This is a genomic window from Peptoniphilus sp. GNH (genome assembly GCA_021307325.1).
Lineage (GTDB): Bacteria > Bacillota > Clostridia > Tissierellales > Peptoniphilaceae > KA00134.
Genome location: CP089931.1, coordinates 488,366 through 507,435, shown reverse-complemented (window position 1 = coordinate 507,435; position 19,070 = coordinate 488,366). Strand labels below are relative to the sequence as shown.

Here is a 19,070-nt window from a genome sequence, read left to right as displayed (position 1 = left end):
ATAAAAGTGATGGTCCTTTTATATTTAATTTTAATAAAATTTATGAAGTGGCTATAAAATCTTGATAATATGATATTTATAATATATTATTTCTTAATAGGAGGTTATTATGAAAATAATATTTGATACTCTTGGTGCTGATAAAACCGCATCAGAAATTATAAAGGGTGGTTTGCAAGCAAATGAGGAGCTTGGTATTACTCCTTTATTTATAGGTAATAAAGAAGAAATTGAAACTGAATTAGAAAAACTTTCAATAGATAAAGATAAGTTTGAAATAATAGATGCAAAAGAAACAATAACTAATATGGAGGATCCGGCTCTTGCAATAAGGAGAAAAAAATCCTCATCTATTGTAGTTGGTATGAATCTTTTAAAAGACAAAAAAGCAGATGCTTTTATATCTGCCGGCTCAACAGGAGCGATTCTTGCTGGAGGTACTTTTCTAGTCGGAAGAATAGATGGAGTAAAGAGAGCATTTTTACCGACTAACATTCCTAATCTTAAAGGGTTCACTGTGCTTTTAGACTCTGGTGCAAATATGGATGTGCCAGCTGAAAATTTGCTACAATTTGCTAAAGTTGGCTCCGCATATGCCAAGACACTTGGCATAGATAACCCCAGAGTTGGACTTATCAATGTTGGAGCTGAAGAAGAAAAAGGAAATGCCCAAACAAAATCGGCTCATCAACTTTTAAAAGAAGCAAGACTAAATTTTATAGGAAATGTAGAAGCTAGAGATCTTGCGATGGGTGTTTGTGATGTTGCAGTTTGCGATGGTTTTGTTGGAAATGTGATTTTAAAAAATACTGAGGGAAATGCTATATTCTTTTTAAAAGCCATGGAGACTATGCTTTCAAAACTTCAATTAGATGAACTTAGCGCACAAAAAATACAAGGTGGACTTAAAGAATTTTCCAAAAAATTATCCTATGAAGAACATGGGGGAACAATTCTTTTAGGGCTTAAGGAAATAATTGTTAAAGCACATGGCTCATCAAGTGCAAGGGCTATAAAAAATGCAGCCAAGCAAGCATTAAAATTTCATGAGCAAGGCTTAATTAAAAAAATAGAAGATGAACTGGGAGGAAATAAATGAAAGAGAGAGTTTTAGAAATTATAGCTGAACAATTCAACAGATCTGTTGATGAATTGACGCCAGACATAAACTTTGTAAATGATTTAGAGGCAGATTCTATCGAGCTTGTTGAGCTTGTCATGAATTTGGAAGATGAATTTGAAATGGAGATTCCAGATGACAAGTTTGAAAACTTTCAAACTATTGGAGACGTTTTAGCATATATAGAAGAAATAGAATAAGATGGATTTAAAGAGCTTAGAAAAAAAGATTGATGAAATTTCATCTCATAAATTTAAAGATTTAAGTATTTTAAAGACGTCTTTAACTCATAGCTCCTATATAAATGAACATGATTTGAGTTTTGAGGATTGCAATGAGAGATTAGAATTTCTTGGAGATGCAATCCTTGATTTAGTTATTGGAGAGTACTTATTTTCACACTATACAAGCATAGACGAAGGGGAGCTAACTAAGAGAAGATCCCTATTAGTAAATAAGGATGTCTTGGCTGATGCATCAAGAAGATTAAATTTGGGAGAATTTTTGTATCTGGGCCATGGTGAAGAGATAAATGAAGGCAGAAACAAGGATTCCATTCTAGCAGATGCTCTGGAATCTCTTATAGGGGCAATATATATGGATGGTGGGTTTAAAGCAGCCAAGAAATTCATATTAAAATTTCTTTTGCCGATCCTAAATGGAAAAATTTTTGTAGACTATAAGACTAGCTTACAGGAAGCTTGTCAAAAGAAAAAGGATATGCCAATTTATAAACTTATAAGATCTGGTTTGGATGATTCAAGAGAAGCGAAAGTACAACTAAAGGCCTTAGGTTATGAGGTAACAGCGACTGCTCACAATAAAAAAGAGGCAGAACAATTGGCTGCAAAAATTATGCTGGAGAAGTTGAAGAAGAAATGAAAAAATATATAATTCCATACTTTGTTCCTCATGTGGGTTGCCCTGTGGGATGCGTGTTTTGTAATCAAAATGAGATAACAGGGATAGAATTTACTGGAGAATCTCTAAAAGAAACTGTGCTTGAAAATATTTCTTATTTTAAGATTAAAAATCCAGCGGAACTTGCATTTTATGGCGGGTCTTTTACTGCTATAAACCCAAGTCTTAGAAGCAAACTTTTGACAGAAGCCAAGAGCCTTATAGATGAGGGATTGATTTCTGAAGTGAGGATATCTACAAGGCCAGATTGCATAGACGAAAAAATTTTAGAAGAACTTAAAGAAAATGGAGTTAAAACTATTGAACTTGGAGTCCAGTCTTTGGATATTGAGGTTTTGAAACTTTCAAACAGGGGTCATGACCCTGAATGTGTGTATACTTCATCAGATTTGATAAAAAAATGGGATTTTAATTTGGGACTTCAACAAATGATAGGTCTACCTGGAGACACTTACACAAAGTCTATACATACGGCTGAAGAATTTGTGAAGATAGGTCCTAGCATGGTGAGGATTTATCCTACTTTGGTTGTTAAAAACACAAGGCTTGAAAAGATGTATAAAAGTGGAGTCTATAAACCTCTTTGTTTGGAATCTGCCATAGACGTATCAAAGGACCTTTTAAAAATTTACAGAGAAAATAACATAGATGTAATAAGAATAGGCCTTCAGCCTACGGAAAATATAAATTTTGACGGAGATCTTGTAGCGGGACCCTTTCATCCATCCTTTAGACAGTTGGTTGAAGAAAAATTAATTATAGATAAATTGACTAAGTATAGAGGATCTTTTGGAGAAAGCATAACTATAGAAGCTAACGGCAGGAATATTTCATATATTGCAGGCAACAAGGGAATAAATAAACAAAAGGTTTGTGAAGCCTTGGGAGCAAAAGAAATTAAATTGAGATTAAAAAATTTAGACAGTGGAATTTTACTTATAAATGGCGAAAAAATAATTATATGAGTGAGAAATGTATTTAAAAAGAGTTATAATTCAAGGATTTAAGTCCTTTGCGAAAAAAACAATAATTGAATTTAAAAAAGAGATAACAGGCATTGTAGGACCCAATGGATCTGGAAAGAGTAATATAACAGATGCTATTATGTGGGTTTTGGGAGAACAGTCTGTAAAAAATCTTAGAGGCTCCAAGATGGAGGATGTAATATTTTCTGGGACTAAGGATAAAAAACCCTTGGGCTTTGCTGAAGTTGAGGCAATCTTTGATAATCACGACAAAAGTTTGAATATAGAATTTGAAGAAGTCAGCATAAAAAGAAGAATGTACAGGTCTGGTGAAAGTGAATTTAGAATCAATGGAGAAAAAGTCAGACTAAAAGATATTCATAGCCTTTTTATGGATACTGGTATTGGCAGAGAGGGATATTCTTTAATAGGGCAAGGTAAGATTGAATCCGTACTATCCAACAAGAGCGAAGATAGGCGTGGTATTTTTGAAGAGGCTGCAGGTATTACAAAATACAAGTCCAAGAAAAAAGAAGCTCAAAACTCTTTGAAAAAAACCGTTGATAATCTGCAAAGACTTGATGATATTTTAGGAGAGATAAGATTACAAGAGGAAAATCTTAGAATCGAATCTGAAAAGGCGCTTGACTATAAGAAAATATTTGAAAAACTAAAAGAATATGACCTTCATCTTTCCTCTAAAAAGTTGAAATCTTATCAAGAAAAAGTTCTGAATTTAATAAAAGATAGAGATGAGTTAGATTTAAGTTCGAAAGTGGACAAGTCTAAACTTTCTGAAAAAAGAAAAAAACTCGAAGAATCTAAGGAGAATTTTGAATTATTTGAAAGTGATTATGAAAAATTAAATTATAGTCGCTTTGAAGCAAAATCCAGAGAGGACAAGATTCAAGCAGAAATTGCCATAATAAAAGAAAAAATTAATACTTCGAGCCTTCAAAAGGAAGAAAACACGAGTAAGACAGAAAATATAAATTCAAAAATTGTTTTTTTAACTAAGGATTCTAATACCTTAAAGCCAATTTATGAAGAGAAGTCTTATAACATCAGTAAATTAGATGAAAAAATAAGAGCATTAGCAGATTCTCTTTCTAGCATAAATCAAAAGATTTCGTCGGCACGTGAGCTAAAAGAGGATAATTCTAAAGAATATGCCAGATTTATAGAAGATATTACTAAGGTCAAATCAAGGATTGAATTTTTATCCTCGATTAAATTGGATAAATCCGATCGTCTTAAAAAGAGTATAGAAAAAATGACTCTTTATGAGAAGGAAGGGCACGATGCTCAAGGGGTCTTGGAAGATTATAAAAATCGCCATAAAGATGCTGAGGACAAACTTCAAGAACTTGAATCAAATAGACTAGAGCTAGAAAGCAGAGTAAAGAGCTTAGAAAAAAATAGAAGTGAAATTGAGGCAAAACAAAGAAGTATCCTTTTAGAATACACTAAAACAAAAGGTCAGGCCGAAATTTTAAAAAGTTCTTCTGAAAATTACGATGGCTATTCTCTAAGCGTAAAATCTTTTATGAAGGCTGTAAAAAAGGATAATCTTTTTGAAAGAGAAGTACTGGGGCCTTTGGGAGAAAATTTTTCAACAAGAAAAGAATATGAGCAGGCCATAAATATAGCGCTTGGATTTGGAGTGCAAAACATAATAATAAAATCTACAAGCACATCGTCAAAGATATTTAAATACTTGAAAGACAAAAAAATGGGAAGGATTACCTTGCTACCAATAGATAGAATAAAGGCAAAACCATCACCAAAATTAAGCGGATTTAATAATGCAAGTTTTTTGGGCACTGCCTATGATCTAATAGAATGCGATAAGTCAGTAGACAATATTTTTTCAAACTTACTGTCAAATATTTTAGTTGTAAAAACTTATAAGGATGCCCTGGATTTGGATAAGCGCTTAAATAATGCTTATAGGATAGTAAGTTTGGAGGGTGAAAGCATAAATAGAGGTGGCTCTCTTAGTGGAGGGTCTATTCAGAAATCATCAATGTCTATTATAAATAGAAAAAAAGACATAGACATCTTGAATGAGAAGTTAAAAACTTATGAAAGCTCTAAGCTAAAATGTGAAAAAGACATAGTTGAATTAGATGAGCAGATGAAAAGTTGTAAATTACTTTTAGAAGAAAACACTCTTCAGGCAGATACTCTAAAAAGAGAACTGGATTTGCTCATTTCCAAGTACCAAAAATTAAGTTTTACAAGAGAAAAAAATATAGAGGAAAAAAATAAGTTAAAAGAAGAAATTGCGAACATAGAGGATTCACTTTCAAGGGATAAGTTGGAGAATCAGGAGCTTCTAGAAAAGTTAAGTGATTTAGAAAATAATATATCTGAATTAGACAGCAAAACATCTAGCAATAAAAATGACATAGAAGAGCTTGAAAGAGAACAGAAGAATTTTTCTGAAAACTTGAAATTTTTAGAGCTGGATAGGCTTAAATTATCAAATGAACTCGAAAATTCTAAGAGGGAGTTAGAAGGCAAAAAATCTGATATAGGCAACTTGGAAAAGAAACTTGCTGAGTTAAAGAAATCGAGTGAAAATCTTTCAAATCAAAAAAAAGACTTGGAAAACAAGCTAAGAGAGCTTGAAAAAAGCTATGAAGAAGGCAAAATCTTGTCATCTGATTTAGATAAAAATTTCGAGAATTTTAAAATAAAAAAGAGCGAAAAGCAAATTGAAATTGATAAACTTCAGGAAGACATAAATCTCCTTCTTGAAAAGATATATAAGCAAGAGAATATTTTGGATAAAAACAAGTCGGAGATTTCGAGATTAGAGGGCATTGTAGAAATGGAAAGACAAAGGCTGATAAATGATTATGATCTTTCAGACTTTGCATTTGAAATAAACCCTGATATAAATCCGACTAACAAAGATATAAAAATTTTAAAAGATAATTTGAAGGCCATAGGTGATGTAAATCTATCTAGCATAAAAGACCATGAAGAGGTTCTAGCAAGATTGGAATTTACAGAAAATCAAATGAATGACCTCAATCTAGCCAAGGAAAAAATAGAGAAAATAATAAAAGATTTAGATGCTCAGATGACAAAGGAATTTAAAAAATCTTTTGAAGAAATAAATGGGCATTTTAAAGAAGTGTTCTCTATTTTATTTAAGGGAGGAAAGGCCGAAGTAAGTTTGGAAGAGGGAGATATTTTAGAGGCAGGCATAGAAATAAAAGCTCAGCCACCAGGAAAGAGATTTCAGTCTCTATCTTTATTATCAGGAGGAGAAAGATCTCTTACAGCTGTAGCCCTTTTGTTTGCTCTTTTAAAAACAAGACCAGCTCCATTCTGCATTCTAGATGAGATTGATGCGGCACTTGATGATGCAAATATTTATAGATATATAGATTATTTAAAAACCATAGAAGATATACAATTTATAATGATAACTCACAGAAAGACCTCTATGAAAATCGCAGAGGTACTTTATGGAGTAACTATGGAAGAAAAAGGCATAAGTAAGATTGTAACAGTTGCAGTTGAATAGGAGAGAGTATGTTTAAGTGGTTTAAAAACTTTAAAAATAAAAATAAGAACGAAAACAATGCCGATTTTGAAGCATATGAAAAAGATTATAAAGATTCAGAAGAATTTGAAAATGAAAGTCTTGAATATCCAAATGAAAATTTAGAAATTTTTAAGGAAGAAGAATCTTTTGAAAATGAAAATGATAAAACAAGTTCAAATGAAAAAGTAGAAGATGATAAATTTGATTTCCAAAATGAAGAAGAAAAAATAGAAGAACATCTTGAAATCTTGGAAGATGAAGACGATGAAGAAGATGAAGAAAATAAAGAAGAAAAAGATTGCCAAGATCTAAAAGAAGAAGATTTTTTACAAGAAGATGCTAAAGCAGATGAAGAAACTTCCTCAACGTCCGAAGAGAAAATTGAGAATTTACAAGAAGAAATTGAAGAACCCAAAAAGCTGGGAATCTTTGAAAGGCTTAAACAGGGACTTTCTAAGACGAGAAGAGATTTATCCATAAAATTAAATACAGTTTTGGGAGCCTATGTAAAGATTGATGATGAGCTTTTGGAAGAAATCGAAGACATATTGATTTCGGCAGATATAGGCATGGAAACTACTATGGAGCTGGTCGACAACTTGAGGCAAAGAATAATAAATGAAAAAGTGAATGATCCTCAAATGGTAATACCTCTTTTAAAAGATGAAATGAAAAAATTTATGGAGTCTTGCGACAAGAGTAATGAATTAAAACTTGAACCAAGCCCAGCTCTTATATTAGTAATAGGAGTAAATGGAGTAGGGAAGACCACAACCATAGGGAAATTGGCAAATAAATTAAAAAAGAAGGGTAAAAAAGTTGCTCTAGTTGCAGCAGATACCTTTAGAGCTGCCGCAATAGATCAATTAAAAACATGGGCTGACAGAGTCGGGGTTGATATAATTGCCAATAAAGAAGGCTCAGATCCAGCATCTGTCATTTATGATGGAATATCTGCAGCTAAATCAAGAAAAGTGGATGTATTGATTTGTGACACTGCAGGAAGATTGCACAACAAGAACAATCTAATGCAAGAACTTGAAAAAATAAATAGAATAATTGAAAGAGAATTTCCGCAAGCTACTAGAGAAACTATTCTTGTGCTAGATGCCACGACTGGACAAAACGCAATAATACAAGCAAAGACCTTTAAAGAAGTGGCAGATATAAGTGCAATAGCCCTTACTAAGCTAGATGGAACAGCCAAGGGAGGAGTAGTTTTAGGCCTACAAGGGCACCATAAGATACCAATAAAACTTATTGGAGTTGGCGAAGGCATAGACGATCTTCAAGATTTCAAAACTGAAGAATTCATAGAGGCAATTTTCGATTAAAAAAGGCTTATCTAGACTCACAAAAAATGAGTCTGGATAAGTCTTTTTTAACTCGTTATAAGCGATTTTAAAGGGCATTTTTTTGATGACTTCATTATGACTTCATTTTTTTATCGCTATTTTTGTAATTGGAGTGAATTGTGTTAAGAGTTTTGCTTTTAATGGCTGCGAATCTTGCCAATAAAAAATAATAAGGGGGAATTAAGGCTCATTGAATTAGGGATTTTAGAAAAACTGAATCAAAGAGTCTTTAAGTGGCACGTAAACGGGCTATAAGTTTGAACACTTATAGCCCGTTTATATTATAAAATAAATTTATGAAACATCTGTTAAAATGGTATTTCATCATCAAAACAGTAATCTTCGTTATTTTCTTCATTCATATTAGGGAATAATACCTCTATCAGTTTATCAATTGCTATAGGTATATGACTTGAGTTTTTAGCGATATATTTTGCTATCCCTTGTTTATTTTCTATATTATAAGCTTTAGCCTCATTTTCTAATTTCATATAACAATCTTTGCCTATTTGATTCATTATAGCTGTTTCATAATCTTTTCCAAAACATATATAATCGGATCCAGTAATAACATAATAATATTCTTTTTTGTCTTCTGTATATATTTTAGCTTCTTCGAAATCTTCTAATACATCTTCCAGCAGATTGTTTTTTCTTTCTTTAAGGTTTGTTTTGTTGATATCTCCATCAAATACACAAATACAACGGTATCCAAATGATTTATATAGCCTATATAGTGTTGGAATATTTGCTTTACCCATACAATTAATAATTTCAATTCCATTAGCTGACAAAAAGTATTTTTTTCTTTCTAACCAAATTGGAATGGATAATTTTTCAGTTAATCCTTCAACTAAGATTATAGTATCTGCAAACATACCTTCTAGTTGTTCTGAATATAGCCTTAAGTCAAAGTAGTCGCCTAAATTATTGGACGAAATTCTATTTTCATCTATCCCAGTTTCTATTAAAACTTGCTTTAATTTAGATGAGTCAAGCTGGATAGTTTTAGTTACACCTTCATCTTTATATACTCTAACCAACCCCTCCAAATTTGAAGGATTTATAAAATTTGGTGAATGAGTTGAAATTATAATTTGCAAACCAGACTCACATAAATCATAAATATATTTCTTTAACCACTTTTGGGCTAATGGATGCAGATTTGCTTCTGGTTCTTCTAAAATAAAAAGGAAATTCCTTCCTTTAAAAGCTTCCATATAAGCCTTTGCAAAAGCCATTACAAGAATTTGTTGCTCGCCTGTTCCAAATTCATCAAACGATCTTACTTCTGAATTTTCGAATGCATTTATTCTCAAAGATTTTGCAAAATTATTAGGATCGTAAGCAGAAAAATCTGCTTCTAAATGGTGTATGAATCCTTTAACTGATTCTTCAATTGAATCTTTAAATATAGTAAACATATTAGAGAACTGTGCTTTATTCTCAAATACACTTTTTATATTTTCAAAAGAATGACTTAGTTCTTTTTTGTCATCATCCGTTAATGAATCATGAAGGCTCTTATTAAATTTACTTAATAAAGAATATTTATTAGAATAATTAAAGTGAAAACTAGTATTCCTATTAGCATCTAACAAAAAAGATTGAAAACTCCCTCTTGTATCATTGCTAATATAAAGTTTTTTCATGTTTCCATCATGGATCAAATTTTCATTGATTTTTCCATCAACCCCATAAGTTAAGAATATGGAACTATACGAATTATAATTATCAACGTGATATGATGAATCAAATTTAACGCCAATGTCAATTGTAGGATTTTTGTTTTTATCACGCATAAAATAATCAGAATTTTCTACATCAATAAATGTGGGATACCTTTCTCCTAAAATTCTATCAAAAGCGGATAATATATTAGATTTACCAGCATTGTTAGGTCCGAATAAAATTAGCGGTTTATTCTTGGGCATTATTATACTTATATTCTCAATTGATCTATAGTGCCTAATATTTATTTTTTCTAGTCTCATTGAACTACTCCTATCTATTAATCATTTTTAGTAAAATATTTAAATGAGAAAAATTTATATGCATATTATGTTAAATATTCGCCTTCTTCTTCTGCAGCAAATTTAACATAACTATAGTCACTAATATCTCCTAAATATATTTCATCATTGTTATACATTTTAAATGAGTCAAGATAAGATATTCTTCCAGCTTTTAATTCTTCTGCAAAATATAATAAATTTTCTACATTAATAGCTCCACCATTTACACCAGTTCTATTGGCTATATGTTTCAAATTATTCTTAAAGTTTCCCTTAAAGAAAGATGATACAAATAAATAGTTGAAATCCTTAACTTTTTCATCAAAGCTTTCCCACCATTTATTTGAATTTATTTTTTCATCTCTAGTTTGATTTTCTTCGATATATCTAATCATTTCATCTGCTTGATTAATTGGTAGATTATAACCCGTAGAATAAGCCTTGTTATCTATAATTACGCCATTAATATTATAAGATATAATTCCATCTGGTTTTCTGCTTTCTCCTAGACGAACCCCTTTAAACTTAAGTTCATTAATTAAAAGGTCTATTGTTTGAATCTCAAAATCTCTATTGGCAGTTCCGTCATAAGCTAAATCAATTAGCGCAAGATATCTGTGGTCAACATATTTTAATTTATCTCTTACTTTATCCTTTAATTCTAGTATATTTGTCTTAGAAATCTTAGTTCTAGGTATTTCTAATTTTATAATGTTATCATCAATTACATAGCCATTCCTACTATGTTTAAGTGAAAGACCCATTGCTTTAAGAACTTTTAGTTCGTCTTCTATAGTTGTAATACTTTCATCAATATTATTTTCCATTAAATAAGCCTTAATGCCTTCTAAATTTCTTTCTCTGTTGTTGATAGCTTTGATTATATATCCACGTCTGTTTCTAATATAATCTCTATCTTTACCCTTGGTTGCTAGCATTTGCCAATAAACAATTTTATCAGTCTTTGGATATGAAGATAATCCCCTTGCTCTTTTAAGTTCTTTTATACCATTCAAAGTAATTCTAAAGGAATGACCTATATTTACCATGTATTCAACATTTCCAATTTTTGTTGAAACTTCTTTTTCAACTCTTTGAACTAAACCAACCTTAGATAACCATCCTGAAATCATTCTGGCATATTTATCAGCTGATCCCTCTGTGTTTGATCGAATACTTGCTTTATCTGTTTCAGAAGCAAGTTCTATTGCTTGAATATATAAATCTTGAGGAATTGATGTAAAACCAGCTTCTCCAAGTCCACCTAATTGCTTACCAAGCTCAAATTTTGTTAAATGGTCTCCACTTTCCAATAAAGTTAAAATTCTTACGGCTGGTGGGTATGACAAAAAGGCTGAAATTAGTATTTCTTTATCTGAATCTTCAGAATTAGATTTTACAAACTTTTCTCCTAGTTTTGTTATAGAAACTGTATCATTTTCTGTATCATAATCTAAAAGTCCTATGGATATTCCCCATCTTAAAAATCCATCAGCAGTCCAATCGTCTGTATAAGCCCTACCGCCTTGTGTTGTAATGGCAGCTTGAACAATACCACTACACGCTGCATCGGATCTTTTCTGACCTGATTTTATACCATGACCTTTTAATAAAACATAGTCCATTTCAAGTGGATCTTTTTTCATTTCTGAAATGAGTTTATTTTGTAAATCTAAATCTTTTACTAATTTAGGAAGTTTAGTATTTAATATTTCCTTATATATATCAGTATTTTTATCAAAAACAGAAACTACATTTTTTAAATTTTCAAAACTTGATGGATTTTGTATCCAACCCAATGTTCTTTCTGCCATATTTCCTCCTAGTAATTTGTAATCAAAACTTCTTTGGTTTCGCCTAGCTTATTACGTTGATAATTACTATTTGAGTAATTTATCTTTAACAAGTGAACTTTGTATTTTCCACTCCACTCTTGTAACTCTTTATTAGCTAATCCATTATTAAAAAATACATTTGACAATGCAAACTTAATTTTTCTATCATTTAATTCATCTAATATCTCAAATAATGCTAGATCATCATCAAGAGTCCAGCCTTCAAACCCTCTTTTACCATCATTATATGAACCTACAGAGCTTCTATAAGGGGGATCACAATATACAAAATCTGAACCTTTAATCTTAGAAAAATCAAATTCTTTAAAGTTTTTATTGCTAAATTCTATATTGAAAAGCTTGTCTCTAAAAGAAGTAAGTCTATTTTTCATATTTTCATTAAAACTACTCCTATTAGTTCCAGCGGGGTTATTATAGTCATGATTTGAATTAAATCTAAACTGGTAATTAAAGGAATAACACATCAAAACATATAGCAAAAGCGGGTCTTTGTTTTTATTGTAATACTCTCTAAATTCATAATATGATTCTTTGTTTTCTTTAGATAGATTAAATTCACTTATTACATTATCAATATTTCTTAATAGCTCTTTGCTATCAGTCTTTTTAAACATTTGTAAAATTTCAATTACAAAATAATTTATATCATTAGCTATTTTCCTGTTCGCTTTAACATTAACAGAAACATCTAATCCACCACAAAACACGTCATAAAAAGCATCTATATTTTGAGGAAATAGGGGCAATATTTGAGCTAATAATCTATGCTTATTTCCAATGTAATTAAATGGTGATTTTATATAATTTTCGCTCATAATTACTCCTTTTCTACAAAATATAATATTTCTTTTAAGTTTTTATTTTTATTTGTATGTGCGTTCTTATATCTTTTATAATCTATAAATTTATAATCCACAGTGCTTTGCTTTCCATATTTTTCTAAAATACTAATAATCTCATCATGGGATAATAAACCTTCTGTATTATAGCTAAGAATAATATATCTCGAATTAGTCTTTTTGATTAACTCTTCAAAAGCATTGAAAACTGAGTCTTTTTTACAATAGTCGCTTTTTTGTTCAGAATAATCTCTTAATCCAGTCACTCCTTTTATTCTAGGAGAATCATATTTAGCAATTGTTTCTAATACATGATAATTAGGCAAGTACTGTCTTTGATTATATGGTGGGTCAAAGTATGCTAAATCTGTTTTTATATTTTCAATTAATTTATTAGAATCTTCATTATATGCTTGTCCTACTGAATTATTAATTGATAAACCTACATTTTTTATTTCTAAATTATTTAACGCTCTTTTATCCCAATGCTTTAAATAAGCTCCATATACACCAGTTATATTGCTTACAAAAGGTACTGCTTCTATAATACATGCAAGTAAGTAAAAATACTCGTCTTCATTGATCATAGAAGTTTCATACCAGTTTTCAATCTGAGTCCTAACTAAATCAATTTTTAAAGCATTATCTTCTGTGAAATACATTCTTCCACCCTTAGGACTATAATTTTGGTAAGTAAAGCAATTTTTTAGATCAAGATTCATATTTTCTAAATTGAGATTATTTAAATATTCTATTGGATTTGATATACCTAGATTTTTAAATTCTAATTTAGAATTTATCCCAACTGTTCCTCTTAATAGTACATAAGAAAAATACATCAAATCGTTAGATATAACATCATATCCAAGATTTTTAAATTCACGAGATACAACTCCCGAACCAGCAAATACATCAGATATACTTTTTACATCTATTGTTTTTTCTTTAATTAATTCTAATATATATGGTATAATCAGCGTTTTGCCACCAATAAATCTCATTTGATTTCCTCTTCATTCTTTCGCCTATATTCAATAACATCTCCAACGTCACAATTAAAATATTCACAAATTTTTCCCAATGTTTCCAAACTTATATTTTCATCTTTTCCCATTTTAGCAATAGTTCTAGGAGTTGTTTTTATGGCTTTTTGCAGGTCTAATTTATTCATCTTTTCATCTATCAATTTTTTCCATAATTTATCATAGGAAAATCCCATATTTCACCTCGAATAATATTTCACTTTGTATAGTTTTTCTATAATATTATACCACATTTTACAACTTAATCTTTACACATTTCTTAAGACGGATTTATTTCCGTCTTTTTTATTCATAGAATTAAAATTTTTAAAAAACTAATCTAAACTACCATTTTTGTCTTAGGTCTAGTGAAGGGAGAAATATTTCATAATACCGGAAAATCACTCTTAATTCTTACTTATACAAATAGATGAAGAAATAATTACTCAAAACCTTTGAAAATGTCCTGAGTCTATTAGGAGAAGAAATTTTTAGGATGGGTTAAAAAAATATGTTTTCTTCGCCTATGATGTGGGAGGAAAAATAAAACCTAACAAAACTACAATTTTTGTCTTAGGGCTAGTGAAGGGAAAAATATATTTTTTATAACCGGAAAATTCCTCCTCATTCTTACTTATACAGATAGAGAAGAAATAATTACTCAAAACCTTTAAAAATGTCCTGAGTGTATTAGGAGATAAAAAATTTTAGGATAGGTTTAAAAAACTATGTTTTTCTTCGCCTGTGATATGAGAGGAAAAATAAAACCTAACAAAACCATCAAAAATGTCCTAGGGCTAGTAGAGGGAGAAATTTTCTTACAGGTTAAAAAACTTATGAATTTCTTCGCCTGGTATTTAGAAGAAGTTACTCAAAATTCTTCTAACTGTCCTAAGGAATATGAAGAAATATTTCTTCTTCAAAAAATATGAAAGGAGTAGATATGTGAATTCAGAAAATATACCAGAATATCTAAAAGAAAATGCAAGCTGGTGCTTATGGAAATATGAAATAAGAAACAATAAGGAGACAAAGATACCTTTTAATCCAACTACAGACGGCTATGCATCCGTTAATAATCCAAAGACTTTTGCAACCTTTGAAAAAGCATCTGAAAAGCTTAGTTCCTATGATGGACTCGGAATAAGAGTTGATGGAAAACTTGTAGCTATTGATGTTGATGGCTGTGTAATTAATGGAGGTTTAAATGATTTAGCAAAGGAAATAGTTAACCATTTTTCACAGTCATACATTGAATTTAGTCCAAGTGGTAAGGGACTTAGACTCTTTACTTTTCTACCAAACTCAATAACTTACAACAATGACATCTACAAGATGAAGTCTAAAGAGGTTGAAGTCTATGTTGCTGGCTTTACTAATCGCTTTGTAACTGTGACAGGTCATGTCTATCAAGAAGGTGAGATTGTAGAAGAATCTGAAGGGCTTCTGTGGCTTTTAGAAAAATATCTGAAAAGAGAAAAACAAAGTAAAACTACTAAACAAAATTTTAAAAGCTATTTAAGTGATGAGGAAGTTATTGAAAAGGCATCTAATGCAAAGAATAACGAGAAATTTTTAAATCTATGGGCTGGAAACATTAAAGCCTATCCTTCTTCAAGTGAAGCAGACCTAGCTTTAACTTCAATTCTCGCTTTTTATGCAGGTGGAGATGTCGAACAGATAGATAGGCTCTTTAGACAATCAGAACTTTTTAGGGATAAGTGGGATGAAAATCGAGGAGGAAAAACTTATGGAGAAATAACCATTGAAAAAGCAATTTCCTCTTTAAAAGATGTCTACAAACCTATTTTAAAAATAGATCCAAGCATCGAGTTTGACTTATCTATTGAAAAGTTAAAAGAAATGGGACTTCCTTTATCTTCTAAGTATTCATGGACAGATATAGGTGCAGGAAAAATATTCGCAGACTTTTATAAGGATTCTCTTCGCTATGTACCTGAAAGGAAAGCCTGGTATTTCTACGATGATGGAATCTGGATAGCTGATACTGGAAGTTTAAAAGCTATGAAATTATGCATGAATCTTGCAAATCTACTTCATATCCTTGCCCTGGATATTGAAGATGAGCATAAAAGAAAGGCTTATGTCAAATTCTCCAACAGATGGCAAGCAAGAGGTTATAGGGTCAGTGTATTAAAAGATGCAGAGGTTCATCATCCTTTAAATGTATCTGACTTCGATAAAGATCCCTATCTTCTAAACTGTACCAATGGGACTTTAAATCTAAGAACAATGGAATTTTACGGACACAGAAGTTCTGACTATTTGAGCAAAATGGCTGATGTGATCTATGATCCTCACTCATTAAATGAAAGATGGAATAGCTACATTGATGAAATTATGAGTGGAGATAAAGAAAAAGCTAATTTCCTACAAAAAATATTAGGTTATGGGCTTACAGGAGATACAAGGCATGAGTGCATGGCAATTCTCTATGGAATGACTACAAGAAATGGCAAAGGAACTCTTTGTGAATCCATATTAAAAGTTCTTGGAACTTATGCCTGTGCATCAAGACCTGAAACACTGGCTCTAAAAAACAAAGTAAATAGTTCTGGACCAAGTGAGGAGATAGCTAGACTTGCAGGAGTACGCTTTGTAAATATTCCAGAACCAGGCAAGGGACTACCCTTAAATGTTGCACAAGTTAAAAGTCTTACTGGTAATGACACTATTAATGCAAGATTCCTTCATGAGAATTCCTTTGATTTTAAACCTCAATTTAAAATCTACATCAACACCAACTACCTACCCATAGTTAATGATGTGACTGTATTTACCAGCGGAAGAATGCTCATCATTCCCTTTGACAGGCACTTTACTGAAGAGGAACAAGACAAAACATTAAAGACAGAATTTGCAAAAGAAGAAGTAAAGTCTGCAATCCTTAACTGGCTCATTGAAGGCTACAAACTTTTACAAAAAGAAGGACTAACTATTCCTGATTCAGTAAAAGATGCAACTTTAAAATATCAAAAGGAATCAGATAAGATAGCTATCTTTATGGAAGATTGCTTAGAAGAAGGAAAGGATTATGAAGTCAGAACTTCTGAAGTTTATGAAAGATATAGGTCTTGGTCTTTAGAAAATGGATACTATCTTGAAAGCATGAAGACCTTTAAGCAGTCTTTAGAATCCAAAGCGACCATCAAAAGAAAAAGACCTAAAGATGGAAAACACAAGACCACAGTCCTAATAGGCTATAGGTTAATTTCAGAATTTCTATAAAGTCTGTGGCAATGTGGCAGATGAAAAATTTAATTTAGAAATCTTGTATCTATATAGATAATACTTTTTTACCTGCCACACCTGCCCTCATTTAAGGAGGTGGTGCTTATGATTGTGTGTAATTAGAAGTTTAAGCAAAGTTAAAAAATTAGGAGGAATATAAATGATTACAAAAGAAGATTTAGAAAGAAAGTTTACTTTAAAAAATAAGATTGTGGTGACTTCCCCAAAGGGAATCTCCACAGAGTTAAAAAGAGAAAAAGACTATAGCTATGTCATTAAAAAAGATGAAAGCGAAATCAAGCTGAATGACTTAAAAGACTTAACTGAATATTGTAAGGATATGTGCCTATACAGAAACAATGAAAAAGTCACTGAGGACTTATTGGAGAATGTCTTTAAGCTACGAGATACGATCATTCTTCATAAGACCGACAAGACACCTGTAAAAGTTGTCAAAGAAAAAATATATAACTACACACTGGATAATCAAGACACAGTTATTCCATTCAAGGGAACAGAAAGTATTGTAGACTTTCTAAAGCAAAATAATTTTAGTCTGTAAATAAAAGTGGCAATGTGGCAGGTAAATATATAGGACTTAAAACTTCTATTCTCTATGAGAAGTTTAGTTTTCACCTGCCACACTGCCCCAGATATTTTGAAAGGAGCAAAAATGATTATTGGAGATATTTTTGAAAAAGATAAGCTTACGGCTGTGGACTTAAAGAACTCTAAGTATGAAGTCCTTAATGTAATTAATAAAGATAAGGATAAAATCATCCTTGCTAAAGGAGATAAGTCTTATCTTGTAATTGATGGAAGATTTAAAAATATGTTTTTCCCTTCTTTAGAAGAAGCCGAAGAATATATTGAGAGTAAAAAATAATTTGTGAGCCAGGGGGCGTCCTAATCTCTAGGAGACTTTTTCCTATCAACGGTGCCGCCCTCTCACGGACAAAAAGACGAGTTCAAAGGGGGTATTAAAAAAAGTATTTAATACCCTGGATAATATAAAAATACAAAGGAGAAATTTATGTTAATTAAAGAAAAATCAAAAAGAAATGAAATATTGTCAGCTAATTCCTATAAAACTAATTTATGGAATTATTTAAGAAACAAGGATGAATCATATTATTCAGATATCAAGACTCTTGGTCTTATCCAAGATGGCTCACCTTTTATGGATGCAGAAAGCACAGAATACTTTAGAGAAACACTTGCAGAAAAGAGCGTAGTTAGAAAAGAAGCAACAGTTTTAAAAAACGATGCAGATTCATCTTCTATTGTAACTTTCCTAAGTAAATCTATGGCAACTTGGACAAAAGCAGGAGAACATGACCTATTTACCGATGCTTTAGAAATGAAAGATGTGGATGTGAACTTAGAATACAATGCATTATCTAACTTAATTACAATCCACGAAGACTTTCTAAATGATCCTCAAACCAAGATTGAAAAAATAATCTTAGATACCTTTGCTCATAATTTTGCCAAGGCAGAAGATAAAGCATTTATCATTGGCGATGGTAATGGAGAGCCTTTAGGAATATTCGTGGATGAAAAGATTAAAAGCCTATCTGCTACAAAAGAACTAAAGCTTGATGACTTGAAAAAACTATTCTTCTCTTTAGATAGTGAATACAGAGAAAATGCAAAATGGATAATGAATGATAAAACTGCCCTTTATCTTCAAAGTTTAAAAGATAGTCAAGGTAACTTCTTGTGGAATCAATATGATGGCACTTTTATGGGAAAAGAAATTCTAATCTCAAACTTTATGCCAGATATCGATACAGGTAAAAAACCAGTAGCTTTAGGTGACTTTTCAAATTACTGGATTATTGAAAGACAAAATCCTACCATAAAAAGATTGGAAGAAGTTTTTGTTCTTAAACAGCACCAAGGCTTTATTATGAGAGAATATCTTGATGCCAAGCTAATGGATAAGGATTCCGTTCTTACTCTATTTATTGAAGGATAATGTCTATGCTAAAAAATAAAAAGGATGATATTAAAAAGTCGGAGAATATCGAAGTATCTGGCACAATATTTACAGTTCACTCTATGAAAAGTAAAAATGCTAAAAAGAGTGTGGAGCAGATTATTAAAAATCTGATTTTAAATAATGTAGATGAGTTAAATAGAGCGAGTTTATCAGCTTAA

Annotated in this window: 17 protein-coding genes; 12 read left to right on the top strand and 5 right to left on the bottom strand. The window is 31.1% G+C overall.

From position 1 onward, the window contains the following. Nucleotides 1-109: 109 nt before the first annotated feature. From plsX to ftsY, 6 genes are read left to right on the top strand one after another with little or no spacing between them, the layout of a single operon-like run. Nucleotides 110-1,099 carry a phosphate acyltransferase PlsX gene (plsX, locus tag LV469_02595; protein ID UHR03195.1) on the top strand — a complete coding sequence of 330 codons (990 nt, stop codon included), beginning with the start codon at nucleotides 110-112 and terminating at the stop codon, nucleotides 1,097-1,099. Then, nucleotides 1,096-1,320 (top strand): acyl carrier protein, encoded by a 225-nt coding sequence (gene acpP, locus LV469_02590; GenBank protein UHR03194.1) that lies wholly within the window; start codon nucleotides 1,096-1,098, stop codon nucleotides 1,318-1,320. The genes plsX and acpP overlap by 4 nt, the downstream gene beginning before the upstream one ends. 1 nt (nucleotide 1,321) lies before the next feature. Then, nucleotides 1,322-2,002, top strand: coding sequence for a ribonuclease III (gene rnc, locus LV469_02585; protein ID UHR03193.1), 681 nt, complete (start codon nucleotides 1,322-1,324; stop codon nucleotides 2,000-2,002). Beyond that, nucleotides 1,999-3,006 (top strand): radical SAM protein, encoded by a 1,008-nt coding sequence (locus LV469_02580; GenBank protein UHR03192.1) that lies wholly within the window; start codon nucleotides 1,999-2,001, stop codon nucleotides 3,004-3,006. The genes rnc and LV469_02580 overlap by 4 nt, the downstream gene beginning before the upstream one ends. 7 nt (nucleotides 3,007-3,013) lie before the next feature. Then, nucleotides 3,014-6,547: a chromosome segregation protein SMC gene (gene smc, locus LV469_02575; protein UHR03191.1), complete on the top strand. Its 3,534-nt coding sequence runs from the start codon at nucleotides 3,014-3,016 to the stop codon at nucleotides 6,545-6,547. Nucleotides 6,548-6,555: 8 nt separating this feature from the next. Further along, nucleotides 6,556-7,902, top strand: coding sequence for a signal recognition particle-docking protein FtsY (gene ftsY, locus LV469_02570; GenBank protein ID UHR03190.1), 1,347 nt, complete (start codon nucleotides 6,556-6,558; stop codon nucleotides 7,900-7,902). 329 nt (nucleotides 7,903-8,231) lie between these two features. On the opposite strand, the gene LV469_02565 is transcribed toward ftsY, so the two are convergent. The 5 genes from LV469_02565 to LV469_02545 all read right to left on the bottom strand — a co-directional run bounded on the left by LV469_02565 (nucleotide 8,232) and on the right by LV469_02545 (nucleotide 13,852). Beyond that, a complete protein-coding gene (locus LV469_02565) occupies nucleotides 8,232-9,917 on the bottom strand; it encodes an AAA family ATPase (protein ID UHR03189.1) in 1,686 nt (561 codons plus the stop codon). A gap of 65 nt (nucleotides 9,918-9,982) precedes the next feature. Further along, the gene (locus tag LV469_02560) at nucleotides 9,983-11,752 is read right to left on the bottom strand and encodes a restriction endonuclease (protein ID UHR03188.1); all 1,770 of its coding nucleotides are present in this window, start codon (nucleotides 11,750-11,752) and stop codon (nucleotides 9,983-9,985) included. Between the two features lie 8 nt (nucleotides 11,753-11,760). After that, nucleotides 11,761-12,609 (bottom strand): DNA adenine methylase, encoded by an 849-nt coding sequence (locus LV469_02555; GenBank protein UHR03187.1) that lies wholly within the window; start codon nucleotides 12,607-12,609, stop codon nucleotides 11,761-11,763. 2 nt (nucleotides 12,610-12,611) lie between these two features. After that, nucleotides 12,612-13,634, bottom strand: coding sequence for a DNA adenine methylase (locus tag LV469_02550; GenBank protein ID UHR03186.1), 1,023 nt, complete (start codon nucleotides 13,632-13,634; stop codon nucleotides 12,612-12,614). After that, nucleotides 13,631-13,852, bottom strand: a complete 222-nt coding sequence (locus LV469_02545; protein ID UHR03185.1) for a helix-turn-helix domain-containing protein — start codon at nucleotides 13,850-13,852, stop codon at nucleotides 13,631-13,633. Before LV469_02545 ends, LV469_02550 begins: the two co-directional genes overlap by 4 nt. A gap of 552 nt (nucleotides 13,853-14,404) precedes the next feature. Here LV469_02545 and LV469_02540 point away from each other — a divergent pair. From LV469_02540 to LV469_02515, 6 genes are all read left to right on the top strand, one after another. After that, entirely contained in the window at nucleotides 14,405-14,587 is a 183-nt protein-coding gene (locus LV469_02540) for a hypothetical protein (protein UHR03184.1), read from the top strand. Nucleotides 14,588-14,600: 13 nt separating this feature from the next. Continuing rightward, entirely contained in the window at nucleotides 14,601-16,904 is a 2,304-nt protein-coding gene (locus LV469_02535) for a phage/plasmid primase, P4 family (GenBank protein UHR03183.1), read from the top strand. A 163-nt stretch (nucleotides 16,905-17,067) separates the two neighbouring features. Next, nucleotides 17,068-17,469: a hypothetical protein gene (locus LV469_02530; GenBank protein ID UHR03182.1), complete on the top strand. Its 402-nt coding sequence runs from the start codon at nucleotides 17,068-17,070 to the stop codon at nucleotides 17,467-17,469. 111 nt (nucleotides 17,470-17,580) lie between these two features. Beyond that, nucleotides 17,581-17,793 carry a hypothetical protein gene (locus LV469_02525; protein UHR03181.1) on the top strand — a complete coding sequence of 71 codons (213 nt, stop codon included), beginning with the start codon at nucleotides 17,581-17,583 and terminating at the stop codon, nucleotides 17,791-17,793. 147 nt (nucleotides 17,794-17,940) lie between these two features. Next, nucleotides 17,941-18,888, top strand: a complete 948-nt coding sequence (locus LV469_02520; protein ID UHR03180.1) for a phage major capsid protein — start codon at nucleotides 17,941-17,943, stop codon at nucleotides 18,886-18,888. A gap of 5 nt (nucleotides 18,889-18,893) precedes the next feature. Then, complete coding sequence (locus LV469_02515) at nucleotides 18,894-19,070, top strand: hypothetical protein (GenBank protein ID UHR03179.1); 177 nt, start codon at nucleotides 18,894-18,896, stop codon at nucleotides 19,068-19,070.